This is a genomic window from Olsenella phocaeensis (assembly GCF_900120385.1).
GTDB lineage: Bacteria > Actinomycetota > Coriobacteriia > Coriobacteriales > Atopobiaceae > Olsenella_I > Olsenella_I phocaeensis.
On the sequence record NZ_LT635494.1, the window covers coordinates 580190 to 603437 of the forward strand.

Consider the following 23248-nt stretch of genomic DNA (forward strand, 5'->3'; position numbering starts at 1 on the left):
GGGCACTTGGCCCTTCTCGGGGATGTCGTGTTTATTTGACAAATGTGCTTGCTGTCGTACAATCGAGTCAAATATATACGACATTTCCTCCAGCTGAGGTAGGGAGGCTCGCATGCTCGTCCTGGGAATGATCCTTCTTGTGGTTTCGATGGTCGCGGTCATGCTGTGCGTCGTCAACGAGCGGGGCGAGAGGGGCTATGACGAGCGCCAGACCGCGGTGATGGGGAAGGCATACAAGGTCGGCTTCATCCTCAACTCCGTGCTCCTCCTCCTTGCGGCGTTTGCGGTGGAGCTCTGGGGGGATGCCCGTCTTGACCCCGGCTTCCTCATGGTGCTGGTGCTGTGCGTGGACTGCTGCGCGTTTGCCACCTATGCCATCTGGCACGACGCCTACTTTGGGATGCGTAGGAACTACCTGCCGGGGGTCGTGCTCCTGCTCGTCCTGGGGACAGTCGCCCTGGCGATCGAGCTGCCGGACTTCATGGCAAAGCTTGCCGGCGGGGGCAAGCCCGACGTCGGCGATGGCTCGCTCTTGATCAACGCGAGCTGGGCGTTTGAGTCGCTGGTCGCGTTGGCTCGCGTCTGGTGCCTGCGGAAAGAGGGGCATCGGGAGGGCGTGGAGGGATGAGCAACCTTTCCATGAGGCAGGCGCGCGCCGAGGCGGGGCTGTCGCAGCAGGAGCTCGCGGATGCCGTGGGGGTCTCGCGCCAGACCATCAACGCGGTGGAGCGGGGGGACTACAACCCCACCATCAGGCTCTGCGTCGCCATCTGCAAGAGGTTGGGGCGGAGCCTGGACGAGCTGTTCTGGCCAGAGTGACGGGACCTGGGTGGGGCGGGACCTGGGTGGCGAGACCCCGAGCGACGGCCTCGCTCCCGGTTGCATGGCGGCGTTCGCATGCTCCTCACGGCAAATTAGTGTACATGGACTCGTAGAAGAGCTTCAAAAACCACCCATATCGAGCTTATCCTGGCAAAATGCTGAGTTTGTGTACACTAATCCGGTGCGTCGGACGTACCGGGCGCATCTGGTGCGTCAGACGTGCCCGGGCGCACGCAATCGTCTGGGGTAGAGGCGCATGGACATTACGATTCGCAGTGCGACGCCAGATGACGCGGAGGCGCTGCTTGCCATCTACGCGCCGTACGTGAGCGAGACGGCGATCACCTTCGAGCTCGATCCGCCCATCCTGGCCGAGTTTCGCCAGCGCATCGTGCACATAGGCGCGCGCTACCCCTATCTGGTGGCCGAGGCGGACGGCGAGCCCGTGGGGTATGCCTACGTGGGCGAGTTCCATGCGCGCGAGGCCTACGCCTGCAGCGCCGAGACGGCCATCTACCTGAGGCGCGACCAGCGCGGCAAAGGCGTGGGCCGCAGGCTCTACCAGGACCTCGAGGCCACCTGCGCCGTGCGCGGCATCACCAACCTCTACGCCTGCATCGCCTACGTGGAACCCGAGGACGAATACCTCACCCAGGCGAGCGTGCGCTTCCACGAGCGCATGGGGTACCGTCTTGTGGGGCGCTTCAACAAGTGCGCACGCAAGTTCGACCGTTGGTATGACATGGTCTACATGGAGAAGTTCGTCGCCGACCACAAGGCATAGCCGTCAGGCGTGGTTCGCGGCAGGGAGGGCGGGGCAGTGGTGTCAGGCGAGAAGGTCGTGGCAAAGCGGGTCGAGCTCAGCGAGCTCTTCTTCGACCTCGTGTTCGTGTACGCCATCTCGTGCTCCACGGCGCTCCTGCGTCAGGTCGAGTCCGGGCTGCCCCGGCTGGCTGCGGTCCTATCGTTTGCCACGGTGATCGTGGTCCTGGTCAACTCCTGGATGGTCGAGACCGTCTTCACCAACCGCTTTGGCAGCAACTCTCGCCGCGACGTGGGGTTCATGCTGGCGAGCATGGTGCTGGTGCTTCTGCTCTCGGCCAACCTGAGCGCCGACCTCGTGACCTCGATCCGCGCGTTCTCACTTTTGGTCGGCGCGTGGACGCTGCTTCTCCTCGTGCAGTACGCGCTGCGCTACCGTGAGTCCGCGAACGATGGGGAGCGTCCCTACATCCGTCTCTTCTTCCTGGTCCTTGGCCTGCGCGTCGCCTGCCTCGCGGTGGCCGCCCTGCTCGAGTATCCGCTCGGCCTCCTGGTGCTGCTCGTCGGCGTGGTGCTGGGCTGGGTGCTGCCGGGGTTGCTCTCGTCCAGGATGCGTGTCGTGCCCATCAACTTCCCGCACCTGACCGAGCGGCTCTCGCTCCTGGTGATCATCAGCTTCGGAGAGACGATCGTGGACGTCGCCGGCGGATACTTCGGGGCGGCGTCCTTCTCGCTCGCGTCCGTCCTCGTCTTTGTCCTGGTGGCGACGCTCTTCGTGACCTACGTGGTCGAGTTCGACGGGCTGGCGCGGCGCGACCGTGCCGGGATCACGGGCAACGGCATGATCTACCTGCACTATCCCGTGCTCTTTGGCATCAGCTCCGTGACCGTGGCACTGAGCTACCTTGCGGAGGGGCTGGTGAGTCGGCCGTTCGCCGTCTGCCTGCTGTATGCGGGGCTGGCCCTGTTCCAGCTGGGGGTGCTCTTGGGCTGTGGCTACAACAGCGTGACGCAGCGCCCCTCCGCCGGATTGGTCGCGGGCGTGTCGCTGGCGATGCCGTTGGGGTTGGCGGCAAGCCTCGTGTCGGGCGGGAGCACGCTCGTGGTGGTTGGGTTGGCGTGCGCCAGCAGCGTGGTGCTGCCGTTGGGGCTGAGGTCACTCGCGGTACGGACGGCGGGTGGGGAGTAGGACGGGGAGGACGGTGCGTGGCAATGGCCATCGACGCGAGGGCATGCGAGACCTTCGTTGGCTCGCTGGGCGCGGATGCGCCCGTGGTGTACCTGGTGGACGCCCCGGAGTTCCCGCATGGGGTGGCGGAGCTTGCTGCCGGGCGACGCGTCACGCTGGTGGGCGTGCCCATCGCCAACTGGGATGACGCGCTCACGCCCTGGCCTGCGCCGGGGCTGCGCGAGGGCGATGCCGGCTTTGGTGGCGGAGGGCCCGCGACCGTGGGCGAGCTGCTGGGAGAGGTCGTGCCCGGGGTCGAGGCGCGTGCGAGCCTCTCGCCTACCAAGCGTGCGATTTGCGGATACTCCCTGGGCGGGCTCTTCGCGTTGTACGCGATGCTTGTCGGCGTTGGTGCCGGTGGCGATGCCGGTGGCGGCGTGTCGGCCCGCGCCTCACTTGGCGCCTGCGCCTGCGTCTCGGGCTCCCTCTGGTACGAGGGCTGGGTCGACTGGCTGCGCGGGCAGGCGGCCGAGGGGCGGGGGAGAATGGCCTACCTCTCGCTGGGGAGCAAGGAGCGCAGGTGGGGGCCGCCCGCCGTCCGACGCGTGCAGGAGTGCATGGAAGAGAGCGCCGAGCTGCTGCGCGGGTGGGGCTTCGAGGTCGACCTCCGCATGGGACCCGGCAACCACCTGCAGCACCAGGCGGAGCGTCTGGGCCTCGCGCTGGACGTGCTGGAGGAGTTCCTGCTGCGCTAGCCTGTCCGCGCCGGCCTGACATGACCTCGGGGTGTCACCGCCCCTGGTTCTGTGGCCGCCGCCGTCCCCGCTCGGGGTCACTGCCGCTCGCAGGCCCCCTCAAGCCAGGGGGCGTCTGCGGCTGACTCCTCGAAGATGTGCCGGGTCGGCAGTTTCCCGGCATACTCGTCGAAGCGGTCGATGCTTCCCATCTTTATGGTCACCGTCTTGGGGTCCGCCGCCTTTGTGTGGAAGAGCGGGCTCCCGCAGCGCGTGCAGAAGTAGCGCGTCTTGCCGGGCGACGAATCATAGGATCCCAGCAGTGCCTTCCCGTGCGTGACGCGGAAGCCGTCACGTGCGACGCCCAGGTTGGCGGAGAAGGCCCCGCCTCCGTTCTTGCGGCAGTACGAGCAGTGGCAGTAGGTCGCTTGTAGCCCGTGGGCAGCGGTGTCACCATCCGTCCGAGTAGGGCCGCAGCCCCCTCCTGGCCTGCTCCTCGTGCCTCCGCCTCGTAGCGCACGCCTCCGCAGAGGCAGCTCCCCTCGATCACTTTCGCTCCTCTCGCCTTCGTCCTGTTCCATCCCTGTCCGTCGTCCCTCCGGGGCTGGAGCGCTAGTCCCGCAGCGCCTCCGCCACGCGCTCGCGCAGAGCGGGGATGACCTCCGCCTCGAACCATGGGTTCCTGCTCATCCACAGCTGATTGCGCGGCGAGGGATGCACCAGCGGAAAGCGTCCGGACACGCAGCCGTCGAAGTCGCGCACCACGTCTCCCAGGCGCACGGACGAGCCGAGGCCAAGGTACTTCCGCGTCGCGTAACTGCCGACTAGGAGCATGAGCTGCGCCCTTGGCATGAGTCCAAGCAGGCGCGGGTGCCACTTCTGGGCGAAGCCGGCTCGCGGAGGCAGATCCCCCGAGCGCCCCGTGCCGGGAAAGTAGAAGTCCATGTTCATGATGGCGACCTTGCCCGACTCGTAGAAGGTCTCGTCGTCGACGCCCATCCACTCGCGCAGTCGCTGGCCGCTGCGGTCGTTCCAGGGGATGCCGCTGTCCTGCGCGCGAACGCCCGGTGCCTGCCCCACGATTACGATGCGTGCCTCGGGTCCCACTACGAAGAGCGGGTCGATTCCACGTTTCGTGTAGCTTGCGTTCTGCGGGTCGTCGCGAATCTGCTGGCGTATGAGCTCGACCTGGCGGACGATGGATGCGGCGCCACTCTTGCCAGAGGGTACGTCTCCCGCGAGCTCGGACCTTGCGCGTTCTGCGCCTGCCCGACCGTCGCTTGTGCGCACCGTGCCTGTATGGCCACTACTTGCGCACTCGCCGCCCGTGGGCCGATCGCTTGTCAGGCTGCCGTCCATCGCCTTGCCCCCGCGTCATCGACATGCGTTTCCGTCTTCGTTTCTACCCGTTGCGACCATGTCGAAGCACTAGGGTGGGTGTGAGCCGCAAGTCACGGCGCGAGGGGGAGGGGGCTTCTCATGGGTTGGATCGCCATGGCGGCGCTTTCGGCGTTCTTTGCGGGCGTGGTGTCGATTCTGGCAAAGCTCGGCATCCAGAAGACGGATTCCGACGTCGTCACTGCCGTCCGTACCACGGTCGTGCTGGCCTTCGCCTGGCTTGTGGTCGCCGTCGTGGGCTCGGCGTCGACGATGGGCTCGCTCTCCGTCCGCTCATGGGCGTTCCTGGGGCTTTCGGGTCTGGCCACCGGGGCGTCGTGGCTCTGCTACTTCCGCGCGCTCGCGCTGGGGGACGTCAACCGCGTGGTGCCCATCGACAAGGGCAGCGCCGTGCTCGCGACGTTGCTGGCCATCGTGCTCTTGGGGGAGACGGACCACCTTGCGGCGAAGCTGGCCTGCACTGCCGTCATCCTGGTGGGCACGCTGCTCATGATCGAGCGTCGCATGGAAGGCGTGGGAGACTCGGATGGCAGTCGCGCGGACGCCGCCGCGTCAGAGAAATCCCGTGCGCTGGGCTGGCTGCCCTATGCCATCCTGGCGGCGGTCTTTGCGGCCCTCACCTCGATTCTGGGCCGCATAGGGATCGAGGGCGTGGAGTCGAACCTCGGCACCGCGCTTCGCACCTGCGTGGTGCTGCCGATGTCCTGGGGCATCGTGCTCTTCCGCGGCAAGCTGGTCGAACTGCGCGCGATCGACCGGCACGAACTGGGCTTCTTGCTGCTTTCGGGCGTCGCGACCGGGGCATCGTGGCTCTGCTACTACCGTGCGATCCAGACCGGTGTGGTGAGCGTGGTGGTCCAGATAGACAAGCTGTCCATCCTGGTTTCGATCGCGTTTGCCTGGCTAGTGCTGCGTGAGCCGCTCACGCGTCGCTCGGCACTGGGGCTGGCGCTCATGGTGGCCGGGACCGTGGCCATGACGCTACTGGCGTAGCTGAGGCTGCGGTTGCCGCGCCGTTGGTCAGCGAGACCGTGACTACCGGATGGCGGCCGTTATGCCCATGCCAGCCCGACGTGCGTCTGCCGGCCCGCAGCTGCCCGCCGTCGCGACGCCCAATCTTGCAAACGCGTGGATTCCAATCTTGCAGACGCGTGGATCCCAATCTTGCAGACGTGGACACTTTTCTTGTCTTGCGGGGGCAATTCTGTCCATAGTCACAAGATTGGGCCGGCGGAGAGGCGCGGGGCCAGACACCTCGGCATAGAGAAGCACCGACCCAGGCGGGCCGACGACGGCGGCGGCAGCGGCGTGCGCCCATCGCGTCCGCACGGAGCTTCCCTCTCGCAAAAAGTAAGCTACTGTGAACTAAATTGTTAGCAAAGGCAAACAATTGTGATCACGGAGGAGGCAGATGATGAACCTATCAACGGCTGCCGCGGGCTCGCAGGTTCGCGTTACGAACCTGGGTGGTGACATGCGGCAGCTTAGCCGACTCGCGTCGGTGGGCGTCATACCGGGGAGCGTCCTACAGGTGCGCAGGAACGACCGGCGCAGGCCCCTCCTGGTCTTCTCCCGCGACACCCTCCTTGCCCTGGGGCGTCGCGGCTGCGATGACATCCAGGTCGAGGAGGTGTCCGCATGAGCGCCCGCAGGCTGCGCCTGGCACTGCTCGGCCAGCCCAACTCGGGCAAGTCGACCCTCTTCAATCGCCTGACGGGGTCTCACCAGCACGTGGGCAACTGGCCGGGCAAGACGGTAGAGAAGAAGCTTGGTAGCTTCGAGCGTAAGGGCCGCAGCTACGAGGTCTGCGACCTTCCTGGTAGCTATAGCCTTTCGGCCCAGTCGGACGAGGAGCGCGTGACCCAGGACTACATAGAGTCCGCTGCGGCGGACGTCATCGTGGTCATGGCCGACGCGTCGCAGCTCTCACGCAGCCTCTACATGCTGGCGGACGTCGTAGGCACGACCCTGCCCTGCGTGCTTGCGCTCAACATGATGGACGTGGCCCGCGCCCAGGGGAAGCAGGTCGACGCGTCGCTGCTCCAGGGCAGGCTCGGCATCCCCGTCGTCCCCCTTGTGGCCAACGGCGGGGAAGGCCATGACGACCTCATTAACGCCATCGACCGCGCGGACAGGGACCGCCTGGTTCTTGACCCCGACGCCATGGAGGACCTCTACAGGCGGCATTCTCCCGAGTGGGTACGCGCGTTCCAGGACGTGACGGCGAGCGGGGGAGAGGACCGTGCGTCTGGCTCGCGTGAGTCCCTGGGCTTCGGCCCCGTGTGGCTCGCCGCCCGCGCCGCCTCTGCGAGCGAGTCTGGTGCCGTGTCGTGCGCCACGGCGCGCTTCGCCTGGGTTGATGCGATGCTGGAGGGCGTGCAGTCCTCGGACGGCGCTTCCGTCAGACGACTCCCGCGCCTCGATGCGGCGCTCCTCTCGCGTCGTTGGGGAAAGCTCGCCTCTACGGGCATCATCCTCCTGGGCCTCGTGGGTGCCATGCTGGTCTCCTCGCCCATCATGCTGGCGGGAATGGCTGTCGTCAGCTCGTTGGAGCTCCCGGCCTACGTCGGGCTCACCTCCGCCGGCGCCAGCGAGTTCATAGCCGCCTACGTGTCCCAGGGGCTCATCACCGCCGTCGGCTACTCCATCGCCATGGCGGGTTTCTGCTTCGGGGCGACCTTCGCCTTCGGCCTCCTGGAGGAGGCGGGCGTCGTTGCCCGGGTGAGCTACGCCTTCGACGACTGGATGGGAGCCCTCGGGCTGCAGGGCAAGGTCATCATGCCCTTCATGATGAGCCTGGGCTGCACCATGGCGGGGGTCACGGGCACCCGCGTGGTCGACTCCTGGGGCCAACGCCTCTTGGCGACCATGCTCACCTGGGCCGTTCCCTGCGGCGCGACCTTCTCCATCATCCCCACCATCGCCATGGTCTTCTTCGGGCCGGGGGGCATGGCCCTCGTCATGGTGGGCATCTTCGTCGTCATGATGCTGGTGATGCTGGTCATATCGAAGGCCTACGGACATCGCCTCAACCCCGAGGGCGAGCGCTCCGGCCTGGTCATGGAGCTGCCTCCGTATCACCGCCCCAAGATCGGCGCCCTGCTGGTCTCGTCGCTCAGGCACGGCGTCGGGGTGTTCAGGCGCGCGCTCACGATCGTGTTCCTCTCGTCCACCCTGTTCTGGGTCCTGTCGTGGTCGCCTACGGGAGACGTGTCGGGCTCGGCGCTCTATGCCATGGGCCACGCTATAGAGCCCGTGACCCGCGTGTTCGGGATGGGATGGAAGACCTTCGTCTCGTTCCTGGCATCGATGTTCGCCAAGGAGGCTTCGCTGGGCGTCCTCTCGGCGCTGTGTCAGGCCGATTCTGCGGGCAGCCTGTATGCCGCCGCGTCGGCGGCCAAGGCGTCGGGCGCCGTCAGCGCGTCGGGCCTCGCGNGCACCACAAGATCGGGCGAGCCGGCGCCCCCTTGGGCGAGCCGGTACCCCCGCGAGTTTCCTACCTCGGCTTGCGTGCCACCATGTGCAGGTGCCAGACCTTGTCGTTCACGAAGGTCTCGATGCCGAGGCCGGCCTTCGAGCACATCGACTCGAGCTCCTTGCGCGAGTAGATGCGCACGTCGCCCTTGTGGGTGAGGTTCGCGAGGGGCAGCTCGATGTGGTTCACCACCCACAGCAGGAGCGCGTTTCCCGTGCTGTCGTTGAGCACGAGCCTGCCACCCGGGCGCAGCACGCGGAACACGCTGTCGAAGAAGTCCTGCGGCGTGGGGTAGTGGTGGAAGCTCATGGAGCAGATGACGACGTCGAAGGACTCCGCGTCAGGGGGGTGCGTTTGCAGTCTCTTACCACGAACCCTCCTTGTGCGAGGAGTACCGGGCCCTGTGGTCGCTGTCCGCGCGCACGGACGACTGGATGGTCAGGGGCGGGGAGGCGCAGCGCGTCTCCATCGCCCGCGCCATCCTGAAGGACGCGCCCATAGTCATCCTGGACGAGGCGACGGCGAGCGTGGACGCAGACAACGAGCGCCACATCCAGCTCGCGATGAGCGAGCTCTGCCGCGACAAGACGACGCTGGTCATAGCGCACGGGCTGAACACCGTGCGCGACGCCGACAAGATTGTGGTGCTCGAATCCGGCCGCATCGTCGAGCAGGGCACCCACGAGGAGCTCCTCGCCCAGGACGGGGCGTACGTGCGCCTGCTTGAGGCGGGCAGGACGGGGGTCGGCCGATGAGCGAGACCGCGCGCAAAATGCTGGCGCTCCTCTGCGTCATGCTGAGCCTGTTCCTGATCATGGGCGGGCTGTACCTTCCCGGCGAGCTGCTGGGACCCGCCGCGACGTCCGCGCTCACGTGGGCGGGCATCGTCCTCCTCCTGGGAGGAAACGTCGCGCTCGCACTGGAGGAGAGGGACTGACCGACGGGCCAGCGGTGGCGCGCCCCTCTCGCCTGCCGCCCCTTCCTCGGCCTACAATCCAAGGCGTCCGCGACGGGCGGGGCAAGGGGAGGGGCGACGGCATGGCCAAGGAGGACCTGCTGCGCGTGGCACGACGGCTGGCAAACGTGCGCGACGGCCGGGCGAGCCACCAGACCATCCGCCGCCGTATCCTTGCCGGCGCGCGCATAGATGGCACCCACCTCTGCATCCTCATCGTCGCCATGCTCATCGCGTCGGTCGGCCTCAACGTCGACTCCACCGAGGCCGTGGTCGGCGCGATGCTCATCTGCCCGCTCATGGGGTCGGTCATGGCGCTCGCCTACGCAATCGCCACCGCCGACCTGCGCCTCCTGCGCGAGGTGCTGATTGGCCTCGTGGTCCAGGTCGCGATCTGCCTGGTCACCTCGACCCTCTACTTCGTGGTCTCGCCCATCTCGAGCGAGACCTCCGAGCTGCTCACCAACTCAAGCCCGACGGTGTGGGACGTGCTCATCGCCTTGGCCGGAGGATTCGCCGGTGGCATTGGCATCTCGCGCAACCAGGAGCCCGCCACGCTGCTCTCGGGCGTCGCCGTGGCGACCGCGCTCATGCCGCCGCTCTGCGCGGCGGGCTACGGCGTGGCCCAGAGCGACCTCGCGTACTTTGCGGGGGCCTTCTACGAGTTCTCGCTCAACGTGGTGTTCATCGCATTTGCCGCCGAGTTCGTGCTGGTCCTGCTGCGCACGCCCCTCAAGCGCGACGTCGACGGGGACGGCGTGGTCACGGTGCAGGAGGACGAGGAGGCGCTGGAGAGGAGCCGCCGCCTTCGCCGCAGGCTGCTGGTGGGCACGCTGGTCTTCGCGATTCCCTGCACGGTGATGACCGCGCGGCTGGTGCAGGACACCATGGCGAAGAACGACGGCGAGACCTTCACCATCCAGGACAGCTACGACGCGCGGACGACGACACAGGAGCTCGAGGCGGTGTGCCCCGGCTTCGTGTCGTACCGCGTTGGGGCGCTCGACTCGTACGACTCCGGGGCGGGCTCGCTCTCGCGCAAGGTGGTGGCGCGGGTGGTGACGTCGGCGCCGCTGGACGACGCGCGCAAGTCGGAGCTCGAGGCGCTGCTCCGCGTGCACGTGAAGGACCTCGATGAGGTCGGCTTCGAGCTGTCGAGTACGGGCGCCGACGCCGACGGTGACGCGACAGCGAGCGAGAATGGCTCGCCTGCGCCATCCGATGACGGCTCGGCACCTGCTGCCGCGACTAAGTCGAACGCGTCATCTCGATAGCCCCATCTTGTCGTTTGCCACGCTTTTCTCGCCATTTCGAGGCATTTCTGTAGCGAAAGACAAGATGGGTGCGTGGAGAGAGGCAAGCGTGGCGCGCACGGGGGCGGGGTCCTCACAGCAGCGCGCACACGAGGATGCGGCTCCGCCCCTTGTGTTCCTAGTGGTGGAACAGCCGCATTCCCGTGAAGCACATGGCGATGCCGTACTTGTCGGCCGTCTCGATCACGTTGTCGTCGCGGATCGAGCCGCCGGGCTCGGCGATGTAGCTGACGCCGCTCTTGTGGGCGCGCTCGACGTTGTCGCCGAAGGGGAAGAAGGCATCCGACCCCAGCGTGACGCCGGTCTGCGTCGCAATCCACGCCGCCTTCTCCTCGCGGGTCAGCACCTCGGGCCTCTCCGCGAACCACTTCTGCCATTCGCCCTCGGCCAGCACGTCGTCGTGCTCGTCCGAGACATACACGTCGATCGCGTTGTCGCGGTTGGCGCGGCGGATCCCCTCGACGAAGCGCAGCCCCAGGACCTTGGGATGCTGGCGCAGGTACCAGGTGTCGGCCTTGCCGCCCGCGAGCCTGGTGCAGTGGATGCGGCTCTGCTGTCCGGCGCCCACGCCGATGGCCTGCCCGTCCTTCACGTAGCAGACCGAGTTGGACTGCGTGTACTTCAGCGTGATCAGGCTTACGATCATGTCGATCTGCGCCGTCTCGGGAACGTCGCGGTTCCGGGTCACCACGTTGCCCAGGACCTCGCGGTCGATCCTGAAGTCGTTGTGCCCCTGCTCGAAGCTGATGCCGAAGACGTCCTTGACCTCGGTGGGGGCGGGACGGTAGCTGGGGTCGACCTGCACCACGTTGTAGCGTCCGCCCTTCTTGGCGCCCAGGATCTGCAGGGCCTCCTCGGTGTAGCCGGGTGCGATGATGCCGTCGGACACCTCGCGCTTGAGGTAGCGCGCCACGTCGGCGTCGCAGGTCTCGCTCAGCGCGGCCCAGTCGCCGTAGGAGCTCATGCGGTCGGCGCCGCGCGCNGGTGACGTCGGCGCCGCTGGACGACGCGCGCAAGTCGGAGCTCGAGGCGCTGCTCCGCGTGCACGTGAAGGACCTCGATGAGGTCGGCTTCGAGCTGTCGAGTACGGGCGCCGACGCCGACGGTGACGCGACAGCGAGCGAGAATGGCTCGCCTGCGCCATCCGATGACGGCTCGGCACCTGCTGCCGCGACTAAGTCGAACGCGTCATCTCGATAGCCCCATCTTGTCGTTTGCCACGCTTTTCTCGCCATTTCGAGGCATTTCTGTAGCGAAAGACAAGATGGGTGCGTGGAGAGAGGCAAGCGTGGCGCGCACGGGGGCGGGGTCCTCACAGCAGCGCGCACACGAGGATGCGGCTCCGCCCCTTGTGTTCCTAGTGGTGGAACAGCCGCATTCCCGTGAAGCACATGGCGATGCCGTACTTGTCGGCCGTCTCGATCACGTTGTCGTCGCGGATCGAGCCGCCGGGCTCGGCGATGTAGCTGACGCCGCTCTTGTGGGCGCGCTCGACGTTGTCGCCGAAGGGGAAGAAGGCATCCGACCCCAGCGTGACGCCGGTCTGCGTCGCAATCCACGCCGCCTTCTCCTCGCGGGTCAGCACCTCGGGCCTCTCCGCGAACCACTTCTGCCATTCGCCCTCGGCCAGCACGTCGTCGTGCTCGTCCGAGACATACACGTCGATCGCGTTGTCGCGGTTGGCGCGGCGGATCCCCTCGACGAAGCGCAGCCCCAGGACCTTGGGATGCTGGCGCAGGTACCAGGTGTCGGCCTTGCCGCCCGCGAGCCTGGTGCAGTGGATGCGGCTCTGCTGTCCGGCGCCCACGCCGATGGCCTGCCCGTCCTTCACGTAGCAGACCGAGTTGGACTGCGTGTACTTCAGCGTGATCAGGCTTACGATCATGTCGATCTGCGCCGTCTCGGGAACGTCGCGGTTCCGGGTCACCACGTTGCCCAGGACCTCGCGGTCGATCCTGAAGTCGTTGTGCCCCTGCTCGAAGCTGATGCCGAAGACGTCCTTGACCTCGGTGGGGGCGGGACGGTAGCTGGGGTCGACCTGCACCACGTTGTAGCGTCCGCCCTTCTTGGCGCCCAGGATCTGCAGGGCCTCCTCGGTGTAGCCGGGTGCGATGATGCCGTCGGACACCTCGCGCTTGAGGTAGCGCGCCACGTCGGCGTCGCAGGTCTCGCTCAGCGCGGCCCAGTCGCCGTAGGAGCTCATGCGGTCGGCGCCGCGCGCGCGGATGTAGGCGCAGGCGATGGGGGAGGGCTCTCCCTCGTCCTCGACGAAGTAGATCTGGCGCTCCACCCCGCTCAGCGGCCTGCCCACGGCGGCGCCAGCGGGCGAGACGTGCTTGAACGAGGCCGCCGCCGGCATGCCCGTCGCCTCGGCCAGCTCGCGCACGAGCTGCCAGGAGTTGAGGGCGTCCAGGAAGTTGATGTATCCCGGCTTGCCGCAGAGCACGGTGACGGGCAGGTTCGAGCCGTCCTTCATGAAGATGCGGGCGGGCTTCTGGTTGGGGTTGCAGCCGTACTTGAGCTCGAGCTCGTTCATGGTCTTCCTTCCATGGGTCATCTTCCAGGCGAGAGTGTCGCGCGCACGTCGCAGCGAGGCATTGCTACCAGCGCGCTATCGCTGCCAGCGCGACAGGCGCCGCTAGTCGCCGAGGTTCTTGTTGAAGAGGGTCACCTTCGCGCCGATGCGGGCATAGAGGGAGACCTTGTTGTCATCGTCCAGCGCGTCCCAGACCTCCCGCGCCGTCGCGGGCAGCGCGACCTCGACGGGCTCGCCGGAAAAGCTGGGCAGCGGGCTGCCGTCCCCCTGGTAGGTGCTGACGAGGTAGCCCACCCCCTCGTCGGCCCCCTCGTAGCAGAAGAACTGGCGCAGGCAGCGGCCGGAGTCGCCCGCCTGGCGCTTGAGGACCGACATCTCGAAGCTGCCGTCGGGACGCACGACGGCGCTGATGCGGGGCGTGTAGTTGGGGACGTCGGGCTCGAACTCGCGGGCCATGCAGCCGGCACGGAAGTCGTGCCTCTCCACGATGGTGTCGGTCTGGTCGCCGTTGGTCACCACGAGGTTCTCGCCCATCCGGCGCACGGGGTGGTAGATGATCAGGCTCGGGTCCTCGAGCAGGGCCGGGTCATGCGCCTCGGTGCGGATTCCGTCCTCGGTGAGGGAGAAGACGCGGTTTCGGCTGTTGGAGCTGCGCCCCATGATCCAGTAGTAGACGCAGTCCCTGCCCACCACGATGCCGCGACCGGGATACGGGTTTGCCCGAAGCAGCTCCACGAGTTCCTGCATGCGCACGTCCTTCCGTCTGGGACCTCGTCCCCCGAATGGCCCCGGGCCCAAAGGCAAAGGGCAAGCGGCCCTCGGCGAAGGCTGCTTGCCCAGACGGTCGGCACTATGGCTTGCGCGCCGCTCCACCGTGGTGACCCACGTCTATCCGTCAGTAACGGCGCGTATCTGGCAGAAATGTAGCATGCGCGGCGCGACGGCTGGGGCCAGAATGGGATGCGACACAAGACGTCAACGTGCGGGGGGACAGCGGCACGGCTGGCAAGAAGGCAAGGCGGCGAGAGGGACGCAGGGCATCAGGGCGAGAGGAGCCTCGTGACGGGACGAACGCACATGGCGGTTGGCGCGGCGGTCGCCGTCACCGCGGGGCTTGCGGCAGCGCGGCTCGCCGACCCGTCAGTCGCATCGGCCTCGCTGGCATCCATGGGTGACGCGAGTCTCTCTCCCGCGGCGTTCCTCTCCCTCGCCGCAGCAGGCGCCGCGGGCGGCATGCTGCCCGACACGGACGTCGCCACCAGCGAGGCATCGCGCGAGCTCAGGCGGGCCTGGGCGGCGCTGGTGGCACTTCTCGCCCTGGCCTTGGCCCTCGCCGCGGCGGGCGCGCTCCCTGCGGGGCAGGATCCGCTCGCATGGCTGCGGGAACACGCGGGACGGCTGGGTCCCGACCAGCTCGCGGGGTGCATGACGCTCGTCGCCGTCTGCGCCGTGGGCCGCGCGTCGGGGCACCGGGGCTTCTCCCACTCGCTCGTGGCGCTGGTTGCGACCTATGCGGCGCTGCGCCTGGCCCTTCCCGCCCTCGCCGTCCCCCTGGCGCTGGGATACGCCTCTCACCTTGCCCTCGACCTGCTCAACAAGACGCCGCTCAGGCTCCTCTGGCCCCTGCGTCGCGGTGTCTGCCTGGGCGCCTTCGCGTCTGCGGGCATGGCGGATGGTCTCGTGCTGGGGCTGGCGCTTCTCGCCCTTCTGTGCTCCTTTGCCCGTGGCGTGCTGGGAATCGTCCTCCCGTGGCCGCCCGGGCTGCCGACTTGGTCATAATGGCGCGGAGAAAGGCCACCGCCGCGGCAGCGCCTGCGGCAGGCAGGAAGGCAGGCAACATGCAAGCAGCAAACGCCAGCGCCGGCTCCGACGTCACCGTCGCAAGCCCCGTCGACCCCGGCGCCACCGCCCGCAAGCCGGTGGGGATCGTCCTCCTCACCGGCTACCTGGGTGCGGGCAAGACCACCCTGCTCAACCACATCCTCGCCAACGGCGAGGGCATCCGCGCCGCCGTCATCGTCAACGACATCGGCTCGGTCAACGTGGACGCCGGCCTCATCCGTGACGGTGGCCTCAGCCAGGCGGATGACCTCATCCCCCTCACCAACGGCTGCATCTGCTGCACGCTCTCGGACGACCTCGCGCGCCAGCTCCGCTCCATCGCCGACTCGGGCAAGTTCGACTACGTGATCATCGAGGCGTCGGGCATCTGCGAGCCCATCCCCATCGCCTACACCATCAGCGCCTTCTGCGCCCGGGGCAAGGACGGCGGCCAGGCTCCCATGGAGCTCGACAACATCGTCGCCGTGGTGGATAGCGCCCGCATGCTCGACGAGTTCGACGGCGGTCGCGCCCTCGTGGCGGACGACATCGGTGAGGACGACGTCGAGGCCCTGCTGGTGCAGCAGGTCGAGTTCTGCAGCACCCTCGTGCTCAACAAGTGCGACCTGGTGAGCCCGGAGCAGCTGGACGAGCTGCGTGCCGTGGTGCGCAGCCTGCAGCGTGACGCCGTGGTCGTCGAGGCGACAAACGGGGAGCTGCCCCTCTCCGAGCTCCTCGACACCGGTCGCTTCAGCTTCGAGGAGGCCTATCGCTCTGCCGCCTGGGTGGACGCCATGGAGCATCCCGAGGAGCACGAGGACCCCGAGGTGCTGGAATATGGCATCCAGACCTTCCTCTACCAGCGCCGCCGTCCCTTCGACGTCGAGGCGCTCTCTGACTACGTGCGCGGCTGGCCCCAGAGCGTCATCCGCGCCAAGGGCAGCGTGTGGGTGGCGCAGGACCCGGCCATGCGCTACCTCTTCGAGCAGGCGGGCCACCAGGTGAGCCTGAGCGAGAACGGCCTCTTCCTGGCCACGGCGCCCGGCGAGGAGCGCGAGCGCATCCTGGCCCAGAACCCCGAGATGCTGCGGGACTGGGACGAGGAGCTGGGCGACCGCATGACCCGCGTCGTGGTCATCGGGCGGCACATGGACTGCGACGACATCGAGGCGGGACTGGACGCCTGCCTGGTCGACTGGGATGGCAACGACTTCTAGCCGGGACGGGCGGGGGAGAGGGGCCCTCCGCGCTGGGCTGCACGAGGCCAGCCGTGCGGCGGCCTTCGCCTATACTCTCTTGCACGACGCGACTCGCATGGGCGCGGACGGGAAGGGCGCGGGGCCGGAGTCCCGCCAGGGGTCGGAGTCCCACCAGGAAGGGAAGAGCATGATCAAGGAACTCGTCAAGGACGAAGCCGTCCTCTCCAAGCGCTGCGCCATCGCCACGGCCGAGGATGCTGCCATCGCCCAGGATGTCGTGGACACCCTGGCCTCCCTCGAAGACGCGGCCTGCCTGGCGGCGAACCAGATAGGCCAGGCCGTGGCCGTGGGTGCCTACCTGGATGACGAGCGGAAGGCCCACGTGCTGTACAACCCCAAGGTCATCTTCGGCCTGGGTGCCGCCCGCGTCGAGGAGGGCTGTCTCACGCGCGACGAGCCCTCCAAGGTCACCCGCTACGCCAAGATCAAGCTCAGCTTCGACGAGCTGGTGGACGGGGAGCTGGTTCGTCGCAAGCGCGACTTCGTGGGCTGGGAGGCCCAGATGATCCAGCACATCGCCGACCACTGCGCAGGCAAGCTGGTCTAGTTCCGCACGCGCGGGGACGTGCAGCTCCGTGGCAGGCTCCTCTCGCCCGTCGCCTCGCACCAGGCGCCCCCATCCGCCACGCCATTCACCACATCCCCCGTCGTTCTCTATGCCTTCTCATGAATTTTGGGGGGTCTAGAGGGCCTAAATTTCAGAGAACGGCATAGAGAACGGCATGGCAGTCAGGAAATGGCATAGAGAACGGTAGACGGCCGAGGGGCATCGTGCGTCCGAAGGGCATCGTGCGTCCGAAGGGCATCGTGCGGCCGAGGGACATCGTGCGTCCGAGGGGCGTCGGACGGTCGGAGGACACCGCTCGGGCGACCGAGGCGGTCGCACGGTCGGGGGCGAGGGCGTCGCGCAGGCGAGAGCGGCGTGCCTGCCGGGCTGCCGCGCGCGTCCAAATGTGAAATTTCGCTGTCGGGCCCCGCCAGCCCCTGCGCCGGTGGCATTAGGACCTGCGAACTCGTATCATCTTCCTTTGCGTCTCTTGCTAGGGAGAGTTCTGCCCATATTGCTTGCGATGCAACCGGCTCCCGGGTGCCATCCGGGAGGTGCGAGGCCCATCCCCGCACGTAAAACCCCATGAGTTAGGAGAGCACATGGCAGACAAGTACGTTCCCCGCCTCAAGGAGCACTACTACTCCGAGGTCCGCGACCAGCTGCAGAAGCAGTTCGAGTACAAGAACGTCAACCAGATCCCCAAGATCGAGAAGATCGTCGTCAACATGGGCGTCGGCGAGGCCGCTACCGACAGCAAGGCCATCGACGGCGCCGTCGCCGACCTGCGCGCCATCACCGGCCAGCAGCCCATGGTGACCCGCGCCCGCAAGTCCATCGCCACCTTCCGCCTGCGTGCGGGCATGCCCATCGGCGCCAAGGTGACCCTGCGCGGCGACCGCATGTACGAGTTCCTCGACCGCCTGATCGCCATCGCCATCCCCCGCATCCGCGACTTCCGCGGCATCAGCGCCAAGAGCTTCGATGGCCACGGCAACTTCTCCATGGGCGTCACCGAGCAGCTGATCTTCCCCGAGGTCGACTACGACAAGATCGACCACACCCGTGGCATGGACATCACCATCGTCACCACCGCCCCCACCAACGAGGAGGGCAAGGCGCTTCTCGACGCCTTCCACTTCCCGTTCAAGAGGGACTAACTAATCGCTTGTAAGTTGCCCCGGGAAGGGTCCCGGGGCCTCTTCCTGAAGGAGGATTTGTGGCTAAGACTTCGATGATCGTCAAGGCGAACCGCGAGCCGAAGTTCTCGACGCGCACCCAGAACCGTTGCCAGCGCTGTGGGCGCCCCCACTCCGTCTATCGCAAGTTCGGGCTGTGCCGCGTCTGCTTCCGCGAGCTGGCGAGCAAGGGCGAGCTTCCTGGCGTCCGCAAGGCTAGCTGGTAGGCCAGGGCTCTGGCATGNTCTCTTGCTAGGGAGAGTTCTGCCCATATTGCTTGCGATGCAACCGGCTCCCGGGTGCCATCCGGGAGGTGCGAGGCCCATCCCCGCACGTAAAACCCCATGAGTTAGGAGAGCACATGGCAGACAAGTACGTTCCCCGCCTCAAGGAGCACTACTACTCCGAGGTCCGCGACCAGCTGCAGAAGCAGTTCGAGTACAAGAACGTCAACCAGATCCCCAAGATCGAGAAGATCGTCGTCAACATGGGCGTCGGCGAGGCCGCTACCGACAGCAAGGCCATCGACGGCGCCGTCGCCGACCTGCGCGCCATCACCGGCCAGCAGCCCATGGTGACCCGCGCCCGCAAGTCCATCGCCACCTTCCGCCTGCGTGCGGGCATGCCCATCGGCGCCAAGGTGACCCTGCGCGGCGACCGCATGTACGAGTTCCTCGACCGCCTGATCGCCATCGCCATCCCCCGCATCCGCGACTTCCGCGGCATCAGCGCCAAGAGCTTCGATGGCCACGGCAACTTCTCCATGGGCGTCACCGAGCAGCTGATCTTCCCCGAGGTCGACTACGACAAGATCGACCACACCCGTGGCATGGACATCACCATCGTCACCACCGCCCCCACCAACGAGGAGGGCAAGGCGCTTCTCGACGCCTTCCACTTCCCGTTCAAGAGGGACTAACTAATCGCTTGTAAGTTGCCCCGGGAAGGGTCCCGGGGCCTCTTCCTGAAGGAGGATTTGTGGCTAAGACTTCGATGATCGTCAAGGCGAACCGCGAGCCGAAGTTCTCGACGCGCACCCAGAACCGTTGCCAGCGCTGTGGGCGCCCCCACTCCGTCTATCGCAAGTTCGGGCTGTGCCGCGTCTGCTTCCGCGAGCTGGCGAGCAAGGGCGAGCTTCCTGGCGTCCGCAAGGCTAGCTGGTAGGCCAGGGCTCTGGCATGCAGGCGTGCGGGCCACGGGCCCAAATGAACCGCATGCGCAGTTTCATCACTAACGAAGGAGAAGGAATCAATGAAGGTTACTGATCCCATAGCGGACATGCTGACGCGCATCCGCAACGCGAACTCCGCCGGCAAGTCCGAGGTGTCCATGCCCTCGAGCAAGGTCCTGGCCGAGATCGCCCGCGTCATCTGCGAGGAGGGCTACATCGAGTCCTATGAGGTGGAGGACACCACCCCTCAGAAGACCCTGCACATCACCCTCAAGTACGGCCCCAAGCGCGCCCGCGTCATCCAGGGCATCCGCCGCATCTCCAAGCTGGGCCTTCGCATCTACTCCACCGCTGCCGACCTGCCCCGCGTCCGCGGCGGCCTCGGCACGGCCGTCATCTCGACCTCCAGGGGCATGATGTGCGACCGCGACGCCCGCAAGATGGGCATCGGCGGCGAGGTCATCGCCTACATCTGGTAACCCGCGACAGGAATAGATAGGAGGAGACTATGTCTCGTATTGGTAAGAAGCCTGTCGAGGTTCCCGCTGGGGTTACCGTGACCATCGACGGCACGCACGTTGCGGTCAAGGGCAGCAAGGGCGAGCTCGACCGCCACTTCTCCGAGCTCGTGACCATCACGCAGGAGGGCGAGGAGGTCCTCGTCACCCGCAACGACGACTCCACCGAGTCCAACGCCCAGCAGGGCCTGGTCCGCACCCTCATCAACAACATGGTCGTCGGCGTCTCCGTCGGCTTCGAGAAGAAGCTCGAGCTCACCGGCGTCGGCTACCGTGCCGCGCTCAAGGGCAAGGACCTCGACCTCTCGCTCGGCTACTCCCACCCCGTGGTGTACGCCGCTCCCGAGAACATCAGCTTCGAGGTGCCCGACAACACCCACATCGTGGTCAAGGGCATCTCCAAGGAGCAGGTCGGCCAGGTTGTCGCCGAGATTCGCGCCAAGCGTCCCCCCGAGCCCTACAAGGGCAAGGGCATTCACTACGAGGGCGAGCACATCCGCAGGAAGCTCGGCAAGGCTGCCAAGTAAGGCCCTGCTGGCGATATAGAAAGACCACCACCCCGTCAGGTGGTGGCGTGCCTAAGGAGAAGGAATGAACAAGAACCAGGCAAAGCGTGCGGGCCTCAAGCGCCGCCAGCGCCGCGTCCGCTCCAAGATCTTCGGAACTGCCGAGCGTCCGCGCCTGACCGTTCACCGCACCAACGCGAACATCTACGCCCAGGTCGTCGACGACGTCGACGGCAGGACCATCTGCTCCGCCTCTACCCTGAGCGAGGAGTTCAGGGCCACCGGCAAGCTGGGCTCCAACAAGGAGGCTGCCGAGTTCGTGGGCAAGCTCGTCGCCGAGCGTGCCGCCGAGAAGGGCGTCACCGAGGTCAAGTTCGACCGCGGCGGCCACATCTACCACGGCCGCGTCAAGGCCCTGGCCGACGGAGCCCGTTCCGCGGGCCTGAAGTTCTAGGAGGAATTTAGATGCCACGTGATCGTAAGCGCCAGAATGACTCCGATCTTCAGGAGCGCGTAGTCTACATCCACCGTGTCTCCAAGACCACCAAGGGCGGTCACCGCATGACCCTCGTCGCCCTCGTGGTCGTTGGCGACGGCAAGGGCAACGTCGGCCTCGGCATGGGTCGCTCCACCGAGGTGCCCCTGGCCATCCAGAAGGGCGTCGACAACGCCAAGAAGAACATGTTCAAGGTCCCCGTCACCAAGGGCGGCTCGGTCCCCCACGCGATCGAGGGCCACTTCGGCGCCGGCCGCGTCCTGATCAAGCCTGCCGTCGAGGGCACCGGCGTCATCGCCGGTGGTCCCGTGCGTCCTCTCTTCGAGCTCGCCGGCATCACCAACGTCACCGCCAAGTCCCTTGGCACCGACAACGCCCTGAACATCATCAAGGCCGCAGCCGACGGCCTCATGAACCTCTCCAGCCCCGAGGAGGCGGCGTCTCGTCGCGGCCTCACGGTCAAGGAGCTGTTCGCCGGCAAGGAGGAGTAACCATGGCAGACAAGACCGTCACCGTCAGGCTCGTTCGCAGCGCGGTCGCCTCCGTCAAGAAGGACCAGACGCTCACCTGCCGCGCCATGGGCCTTCGCAAGATTGGCGACACCTCGGTGCTTCCCGACAACCCGAGCGTTCGTGGAATGATCTTCAAGGTCAAGCACCTTGTTGAGGTTGAAGAGAACTAGGAGTCATCCAATGCAGCTCAATGATCTTCGTCCCGCTGAGGGTGCAAAGAAGGCGCGCAAGCGCGTCGGCCGCGGCAACTCCTCCGGGCACGGCACCTTCTCTGGCCGCGGCATGAACGGCCAGCTGTCCCGCTCTGGCGGCGGCAAGGGCGCCGGCTTCGAGGGCGGCCAGCAGCCCCTGGCCATGCGCCTGCCCAAGCTCCCCGGCTTCACCAACCGCAACCGCGTCGAGTACGCCCCCGTCAACGTCGCGCGCCTCGAAGCCCTCTTCGCCGATGGCGAGACCGTCGACGGCGAGGCCCTCGTCGCCAAGGGCGTCATCAAGCACGACTACATCCCCGTCAAGGTCCTCGGCGACGGAGAGCTCACCAAGAAGCTCACCGTCAAGGTCGACAAGGTTTCCGCCTCTGCTCAGTCCAAGATCGAGGCGGCTGGCGGAAAGGTTGAGCAGGCGTGCTAAACGGAATCGCAAACGCGTTCCGCATTCCTGAGCTCAGGAAGAAGATCCTGGTCACGGCCGGGATCCTTCTCCTGTATAGGTTTGGCGCCTACCTGCCGGCCCCCGGCGTGCCCTTTGCCAGCATGCTTGCCGCCTTCCAGGCGGCCGCGTCCAGCAGCGGTGCCATTGCCGTGCTGAACCTGTTCTCCGGAGGCGCGCTCTCGCGCGTCTCCGTGTTCAGCCTCGGCATCATGCCTTACATCACCGCCCAGATCATCCTCCAGATGTTCCAGGCGGTGATTCCCTCCCTTGGGGAGCTCGCTAAGGAAGGCGAGAGCGGACAGCGCAAGATCACCCAGTACACCCGCTACCTCACCATCGTCCTGGCCCTTATCAATGCCGTCGGTTACCTCTTCCTCTTCAAGAGCTACGGCATCGACTTCTCGGCCATGGGCTTCCCCGAGATGATCGAGAACCTGATCATCGTGGGCGTGCTCCTCACCGGTGCCATCATCATCATGTGGCTCGGCGAGGTCATCACTCAGAGGGGCATCGGCAACGGCATGTCCCTGATCATCTTCGCCAACATCATGGCAGGCCTGCCCCACTCGCTCACCGCCTCGGTGAGCACCTCCACCACGGGCATCATCGCAACGGTGGTCACCCTGCTGGTGATCATCGCGATTATTCCCGTGATCGTCTACATCGAGCGCGGCCAGCGCCGCATCCCGGTGCAGTACGCCAAGCGCGTCGTGGGGCGCAGGGTCATGGGCGGACAGGCAACCTACCTGCCCATCAAGGTGAACACCGCAGGCGTCGTGCCCATCATCTTCGCCTCCGCGCTCCTGTACCTCCCGGCGCAGCTTGCCGTGTTCTTCCCCAACGTGCGCTGGATCCAGGGCTTCGCCAACATGCTGAGCTCCGGCGTCGTCAACTGGGTCCTCTCGGTGGTGCTGATCGTCTTCTTCGCGTACTTCTACACCGCCATGGTGTTCAACCCGGACGAGACGGCAGACCAGCTCCGCAAGGCGGGTGGCTTCATCCCGGGCGTCCGTCCCGGAAGCGCCACCGCCGCGTACATCAAGAGCGTGCTCGACCACATCACGCTTCCTGGCGCCCTCTTCATGGCCGCCCTGGCGGTGGTGCCGTCGATCCTCTTCGCCGTGACGGGCAACACCCTCATGCAGGCCTTCGGCGGCACCTCGGTGCTGATCATGGTCGGCGTGGCGATGGACACCATCTCGCAGCTGGAGTCGCAGCTCAAGATGCACAACTACGAGGGCTTCTTCAAGTAGGCCATTCATGGGCAGCTTCAGGCGAGAGGGGCGGTCACTCCGGTGGCCGCCCCTCTTCCGTGTGCGGCGGCGGGCACGGGTGGCGGTGGATGGTCTTTTGGATCGCATGAGACCACATGCCCCTAGGTGGGTAAACTGTGGATTGTCATGCGGCGGCGAACGCGCCCGCCGCG

The 23248-nt window shown here is 66.7% G+C and carries 31 protein-coding genes, 1 pseudogene and 1 riboswitch; of the genes and pseudogenes, 26 read left to right on the plus strand and 6 right to left on the minus strand.

The genetic code is table 11. The features are described 5' to 3' along the window. The first annotated feature begins 112 nt into the window (after positions 1-112). From BQ7388_RS02715 to BQ7388_RS02735, 5 genes are all read left to right on the plus strand, one after another. Positions 113-628 (plus strand): hypothetical protein, encoded by a 516-nt coding sequence (locus BQ7388_RS02715; protein ID WP_072499723.1) that lies wholly within the window; start codon positions 113-115, stop codon positions 626-628. Beyond that, positions 625-819, plus strand: a complete 195-nt coding sequence (locus BQ7388_RS02720; protein ID WP_009278431.1) for a helix-turn-helix transcriptional regulator — start codon at positions 625-627, stop codon at positions 817-819. Before BQ7388_RS02715 ends, BQ7388_RS02720 begins: the two co-directional genes overlap by 4 nt. Before the next feature lie 259 nt (positions 820-1078). Then, on the plus strand, positions 1079-1606 hold the full coding sequence (locus BQ7388_RS02725; protein WP_072499724.1) for a GNAT family N-acetyltransferase: 528 nt from the start codon (positions 1079-1081) through the stop codon (positions 1604-1606). 9 nt (positions 1607-1615) lie between these two features. Further along, a complete protein-coding gene (locus tag BQ7388_RS02730) occupies positions 1616-2773 on the plus strand; it encodes a low temperature requirement protein A (RefSeq protein ID WP_083558224.1) in 1158 nt (385 codons plus the stop codon). Between the two features lie 23 nt (positions 2774-2796). Next, positions 2797-3507: an alpha/beta hydrolase-fold protein gene (locus tag BQ7388_RS02735; RefSeq protein ID WP_072499725.1), complete on the plus strand. Its 711-nt coding sequence runs from the start codon at positions 2797-2799 to the stop codon at positions 3505-3507. A gap of 77 nt (positions 3508-3584) precedes the next feature. Here BQ7388_RS02735 and BQ7388_RS02740 read toward each other — a convergent pair whose 3' ends face one another. Then, entirely contained in the window at positions 3585-4067 is a 483-nt protein-coding gene (locus BQ7388_RS02740; protein WP_083558226.1) for a GFA family protein, read from the minus strand. Between the two features lie 31 nt (positions 4068-4098). Beyond that, positions 4099-4776 (minus strand): uracil-DNA glycosylase family protein, encoded by a 678-nt coding sequence (locus BQ7388_RS02745; RefSeq protein ID WP_234946784.1) that lies wholly within the window; start codon positions 4774-4776, stop codon positions 4099-4101. A 189-nt stretch (positions 4777-4965) separates the two neighbouring features. Here BQ7388_RS02745 and BQ7388_RS02750 point away from each other — a divergent pair, with 189 nt between their 5' ends. From BQ7388_RS02750 to feoB, 3 genes are all read left to right on the plus strand, one after another. Then, on the plus strand, positions 4966-5877 hold the full coding sequence (locus BQ7388_RS02750; RefSeq protein WP_072499726.1) for an EamA family transporter: 912 nt from the start codon (positions 4966-4968) through the stop codon (positions 5875-5877). A 418-nt stretch (positions 5878-6295) separates the two neighbouring features. Then, positions 6296-6526, plus strand: coding sequence for a FeoA family protein (locus BQ7388_RS02755; RefSeq protein ID WP_234946785.1), 231 nt, complete (start codon positions 6296-6298; stop codon positions 6524-6526). After that, entirely contained in the window at positions 6523-8517 is a 1995-nt protein-coding gene (feoB, locus tag BQ7388_RS02760; protein ID WP_234946786.1) for a ferrous iron transport protein B, read from the plus strand. Before BQ7388_RS02755 ends, feoB begins: the two co-directional genes overlap by 4 nt. On the opposite strand, the pseudogene BQ7388_RS12855 reads toward feoB, so the two are convergent. Next, a pseudogene (locus BQ7388_RS12855) lies at positions 8501-8725 on the minus strand (class I SAM-dependent methyltransferase); the annotation flags it as partial. The gene feoB and the pseudogene BQ7388_RS12855 overlap by 17 nt on opposite strands. A 14-nt stretch (positions 8726-8739) precedes the next feature. On the opposite strand from BQ7388_RS12855, the gene BQ7388_RS02770 reads away from it, so the two are divergent. The 3 genes from BQ7388_RS02770 to BQ7388_RS02780 all read left to right on the plus strand — a co-directional run bounded on the left by BQ7388_RS02770 (position 8740) and on the right by BQ7388_RS02780 (position 10588). Beyond that, positions 8740-9114, plus strand: coding sequence for an ATP-binding cassette domain-containing protein (locus BQ7388_RS02770; RefSeq protein WP_072499728.1), 375 nt, complete (start codon positions 8740-8742; stop codon positions 9112-9114). Next, positions 9111-9296: a hypothetical protein gene (locus BQ7388_RS02775; RefSeq protein ID WP_072499729.1), complete on the plus strand. Its 186-nt coding sequence runs from the start codon at positions 9111-9113 to the stop codon at positions 9294-9296. Before BQ7388_RS02770 ends, BQ7388_RS02775 begins: the two co-directional genes overlap by 4 nt. A 101-nt stretch (positions 9297-9397) precedes the next feature. Beyond that, complete coding sequence (locus BQ7388_RS02780; RefSeq protein ID WP_234946787.1) at positions 9398-10588, plus strand: DUF389 domain-containing protein; 1191 nt, start codon at positions 9398-9400, stop codon at positions 10586-10588. Between the two features lie 157 nt (positions 10589-10745). Here BQ7388_RS02780 and BQ7388_RS02785 read toward each other — a convergent pair whose 3' ends face one another. After that, the gene (locus BQ7388_RS02785) at positions 10746-11591 is read right to left on the minus strand and encodes a phosphoribosylaminoimidazolecarboxamide formyltransferase (protein WP_234946788.1); all 846 of its coding nucleotides are present in this window, start codon (positions 11589-11591) and stop codon (positions 10746-10748) included. Positions 11592-11611: 20 nt separating this feature from the next. Between BQ7388_RS02785 and BQ7388_RS11815 the strand changes: the two genes are divergently transcribed. Continuing rightward, a complete protein-coding gene (locus tag BQ7388_RS11815) occupies positions 11612-11827 on the plus strand; it encodes a hypothetical protein (RefSeq protein ID WP_200781480.1) in 216 nt (71 codons plus the stop codon). A gap of 157 nt (positions 11828-11984) precedes the next feature. Here the strand turns inward: BQ7388_RS11815 and BQ7388_RS02790 are convergent, their stop codons facing one another. Together BQ7388_RS02790 and BQ7388_RS02795 are read right to left on the minus strand one after the other, a co-directional pair. Further along, positions 11985-13163 (minus strand): phosphoribosylaminoimidazolecarboxamide formyltransferase, encoded by a 1179-nt coding sequence (locus BQ7388_RS02790; protein ID WP_072499730.1) that lies wholly within the window; start codon positions 13161-13163, stop codon positions 11985-11987. A gap of 102 nt (positions 13164-13265) precedes the next feature. Next, positions 13266-13910 carry an IMP cyclohydrolase gene (locus BQ7388_RS02795; protein ID WP_072499731.1) on the minus strand — a complete coding sequence of 215 codons (645 nt, stop codon included), beginning with the start codon at positions 13908-13910 and terminating at the stop codon, positions 13266-13268. Between the two features lie 80 nt (positions 13911-13990). Next, positions 13991-14076, minus strand: a riboswitch (ZMP/ZTP riboswitch). Between the two features lie 146 nt (positions 14077-14222). Between BQ7388_RS02795 and BQ7388_RS02800 the strand changes: the two genes are divergently transcribed. From BQ7388_RS02800 to secY, 14 genes are all read left to right on the plus strand, one after another. Next, positions 14223-14942: a metal-dependent hydrolase gene (locus BQ7388_RS02800; protein WP_159430778.1), complete on the plus strand. Its 720-nt coding sequence runs from the start codon at positions 14223-14225 to the stop codon at positions 14940-14942. 59 nt (positions 14943-15001) lie between these two features. Continuing rightward, the gene (locus BQ7388_RS02805; protein WP_234946789.1) at positions 15002-16201 is read left to right on the plus strand and encodes a CobW family GTP-binding protein; all 1200 of its coding nucleotides are present in this window, start codon (positions 15002-15004) and stop codon (positions 16199-16201) included. Positions 16202-16370: 169 nt separating this feature from the next. Next, positions 16371-16790: a peptide deformylase gene (locus BQ7388_RS02810; protein ID WP_072500434.1), complete on the plus strand. Its 420-nt coding sequence runs from the start codon at positions 16371-16373 to the stop codon at positions 16788-16790. A 602-nt stretch (positions 16791-17392) separates the two neighbouring features. Next, entirely contained in the window at positions 17393-17950 is a 558-nt protein-coding gene (gene rplE, locus BQ7388_RS02815) for a 50S ribosomal protein L5 (RefSeq protein ID WP_072499733.1), read from the plus strand. Between the two features lie 59 nt (positions 17951-18009). After that, a complete protein-coding gene (locus BQ7388_RS02820; protein ID WP_009278448.1) occupies positions 18010-18195 on the plus strand; it encodes a type Z 30S ribosomal protein S14 in 186 nt (61 codons plus the stop codon). Between the two features lie 134 nt (positions 18196-18329). Then, complete coding sequence (gene rplE, locus BQ7388_RS02825) at positions 18330-18887, plus strand: 50S ribosomal protein L5 (RefSeq protein ID WP_072499733.1); 558 nt, start codon at positions 18330-18332, stop codon at positions 18885-18887. Positions 18888-18946: 59 nt separating this feature from the next. Further along, positions 18947-19132 carry a type Z 30S ribosomal protein S14 gene (locus tag BQ7388_RS02830; protein ID WP_009278448.1) on the plus strand — a complete coding sequence of 62 codons (186 nt, stop codon included), beginning with the start codon at positions 18947-18949 and terminating at the stop codon, positions 19130-19132. An 87-nt stretch (positions 19133-19219) separates the two neighbouring features. Next, positions 19220-19618, plus strand: a complete 399-nt coding sequence (gene rpsH / locus BQ7388_RS02835) for a 30S ribosomal protein S8 (RefSeq protein ID WP_009278449.1) — start codon at positions 19220-19222, stop codon at positions 19616-19618. A 29-nt stretch (positions 19619-19647) separates the two neighbouring features. Beyond that, positions 19648-20184, plus strand: a complete 537-nt coding sequence (gene rplF / locus BQ7388_RS02840) for a 50S ribosomal protein L6 (RefSeq protein WP_072499734.1) — start codon at positions 19648-19650, stop codon at positions 20182-20184. Between the two features lie 64 nt (positions 20185-20248). Beyond that, a complete protein-coding gene (gene rplR, locus BQ7388_RS02845) occupies positions 20249-20617 on the plus strand; it encodes a 50S ribosomal protein L18 (RefSeq protein ID WP_062531648.1) in 369 nt (122 codons plus the stop codon). 11 nt (positions 20618-20628) lie between these two features. Continuing rightward, positions 20629-21150, plus strand: a complete 522-nt coding sequence (gene rpsE, locus BQ7388_RS02850; protein WP_009278452.1) for a 30S ribosomal protein S5 — start codon at positions 20629-20631, stop codon at positions 21148-21150. 2 nt (positions 21151-21152) lie between these two features. Then, on the plus strand, positions 21153-21341 hold the full coding sequence (gene rpmD / locus BQ7388_RS02855; protein ID WP_009278453.1) for a 50S ribosomal protein L30: 189 nt from the start codon (positions 21153-21155) through the stop codon (positions 21339-21341). A gap of 10 nt (positions 21342-21351) precedes the next feature. Continuing rightward, complete coding sequence (gene rplO, locus BQ7388_RS02860) at positions 21352-21801, plus strand: 50S ribosomal protein L15 (protein WP_009278454.1); 450 nt, start codon at positions 21352-21354, stop codon at positions 21799-21801. Beyond that, positions 21795-23075 carry a preprotein translocase subunit SecY gene (secY, locus tag BQ7388_RS02865; protein ID WP_009278455.1) on the plus strand — a complete coding sequence of 427 codons (1281 nt, stop codon included), beginning with the start codon at positions 21795-21797 and terminating at the stop codon, positions 23073-23075. Before rplO ends, secY begins: the two co-directional genes overlap by 7 nt. Positions 23076-23248: the final 173 nt, after the last annotated feature.

Bases quoted from the DNA above. Each gene is read 5' to 3' on its own strand.
- BQ7388_RS02715 (WP_072499723.1), top strand. From the start codon at position 113: ATGCTCGTCCTGGGAATGATCCTTCTTGTGGTTTCGATGGTCGCGGTC.
- BQ7388_RS02720 (WP_009278431.1), top strand. From the start codon at position 625: ATGAGCAACCTTTCCATGAGGCAGGCGCGCGCCGAGGCGGGGCTGTCG.
- BQ7388_RS02725 (WP_072499724.1), top strand. From the start codon at position 1,079: ATGGACATTACGATTCGCAGTGCGACGCCAGATGACGCGGAGGCGCTG.
- BQ7388_RS02735 (WP_072499725.1), top strand. From the start codon at position 2,797: ATGGCCATCGACGCGAGGGCATGCGAGACCTTCGTTGGCTCGCTGGGC.
- BQ7388_RS02740 (WP_083558226.1), bottom strand. From the start codon at position 4,067: ATGGAACAGGACGAAGGCGAGAGGAGCGAAAGTGATCGAGGGGAGCTG.
- BQ7388_RS02750 (WP_072499726.1), top strand. From the start codon at position 4,966: ATGGGTTGGATCGCCATGGCGGCGCTTTCGGCGTTCTTTGCGGGCGTG.
- BQ7388_RS02755 (WP_234946785.1), top strand. From the start codon at position 6,296: ATGATGAACCTATCAACGGCTGCCGCGGGCTCGCAGGTTCGCGTTACG.
- BQ7388_RS02775 (WP_072499729.1), top strand. From the start codon at position 9,111: ATGAGCGAGACCGCGCGCAAAATGCTGGCGCTCCTCTGCGTCATGCTG.
- BQ7388_RS02780 (WP_234946787.1), top strand. From the start codon at position 9,398: ATGGCCAAGGAGGACCTGCTGCGCGTGGCACGACGGCTGGCAAACGTG.
- BQ7388_RS02785 (WP_234946788.1), bottom strand. From the start codon at position 11,591: ATGAGCTCCTACGGCGACTGGGCCGCGCTGAGCGAGACCTGCGACGCC.
- BQ7388_RS02790 (WP_072499730.1), bottom strand. From the start codon at position 13,163: ATGAACGAGCTCGAGCTCAAGTACGGCTGCAACCCCAACCAGAAGCCC.
- BQ7388_RS02795 (WP_072499731.1), bottom strand. From the start codon at position 13,910: ATGCAGGAACTCGTGGAGCTGCTTCGGGCAAACCCGTATCCCGGTCGC.
- BQ7388_RS02805 (WP_234946789.1), top strand. From the start codon at position 15,002: ATGCAAGCAGCAAACGCCAGCGCCGGCTCCGACGTCACCGTCGCAAGC.
- BQ7388_RS02810 (WP_072500434.1), top strand. From the start codon at position 16,371: ATGATCAAGGAACTCGTCAAGGACGAAGCCGTCCTCTCCAAGCGCTGC.
- rplE (WP_072499733.1), top strand. From the start codon at position 17,393: ATGGCAGACAAGTACGTTCCCCGCCTCAAGGAGCACTACTACTCCGAG.
- rplE (WP_072499733.1), top strand. From the start codon at position 18,330: ATGGCAGACAAGTACGTTCCCCGCCTCAAGGAGCACTACTACTCCGAG.
- rpsH (WP_009278449.1), top strand. From the start codon at position 19,220: ATGAAGGTTACTGATCCCATAGCGGACATGCTGACGCGCATCCGCAAC.
- rplF (WP_072499734.1), top strand. From the start codon at position 19,648: ATGTCTCGTATTGGTAAGAAGCCTGTCGAGGTTCCCGCTGGGGTTACC.
- rplR (WP_062531648.1), top strand. From the start codon at position 20,249: ATGAACAAGAACCAGGCAAAGCGTGCGGGCCTCAAGCGCCGCCAGCGC.
- rpsE (WP_009278452.1), top strand. From the start codon at position 20,629: ATGCCACGTGATCGTAAGCGCCAGAATGACTCCGATCTTCAGGAGCGC.
- rpmD (WP_009278453.1), top strand. From the start codon at position 21,153: ATGGCAGACAAGACCGTCACCGTCAGGCTCGTTCGCAGCGCGGTCGCC.
- rplO (WP_009278454.1), top strand. From the start codon at position 21,352: ATGCAGCTCAATGATCTTCGTCCCGCTGAGGGTGCAAAGAAGGCGCGC.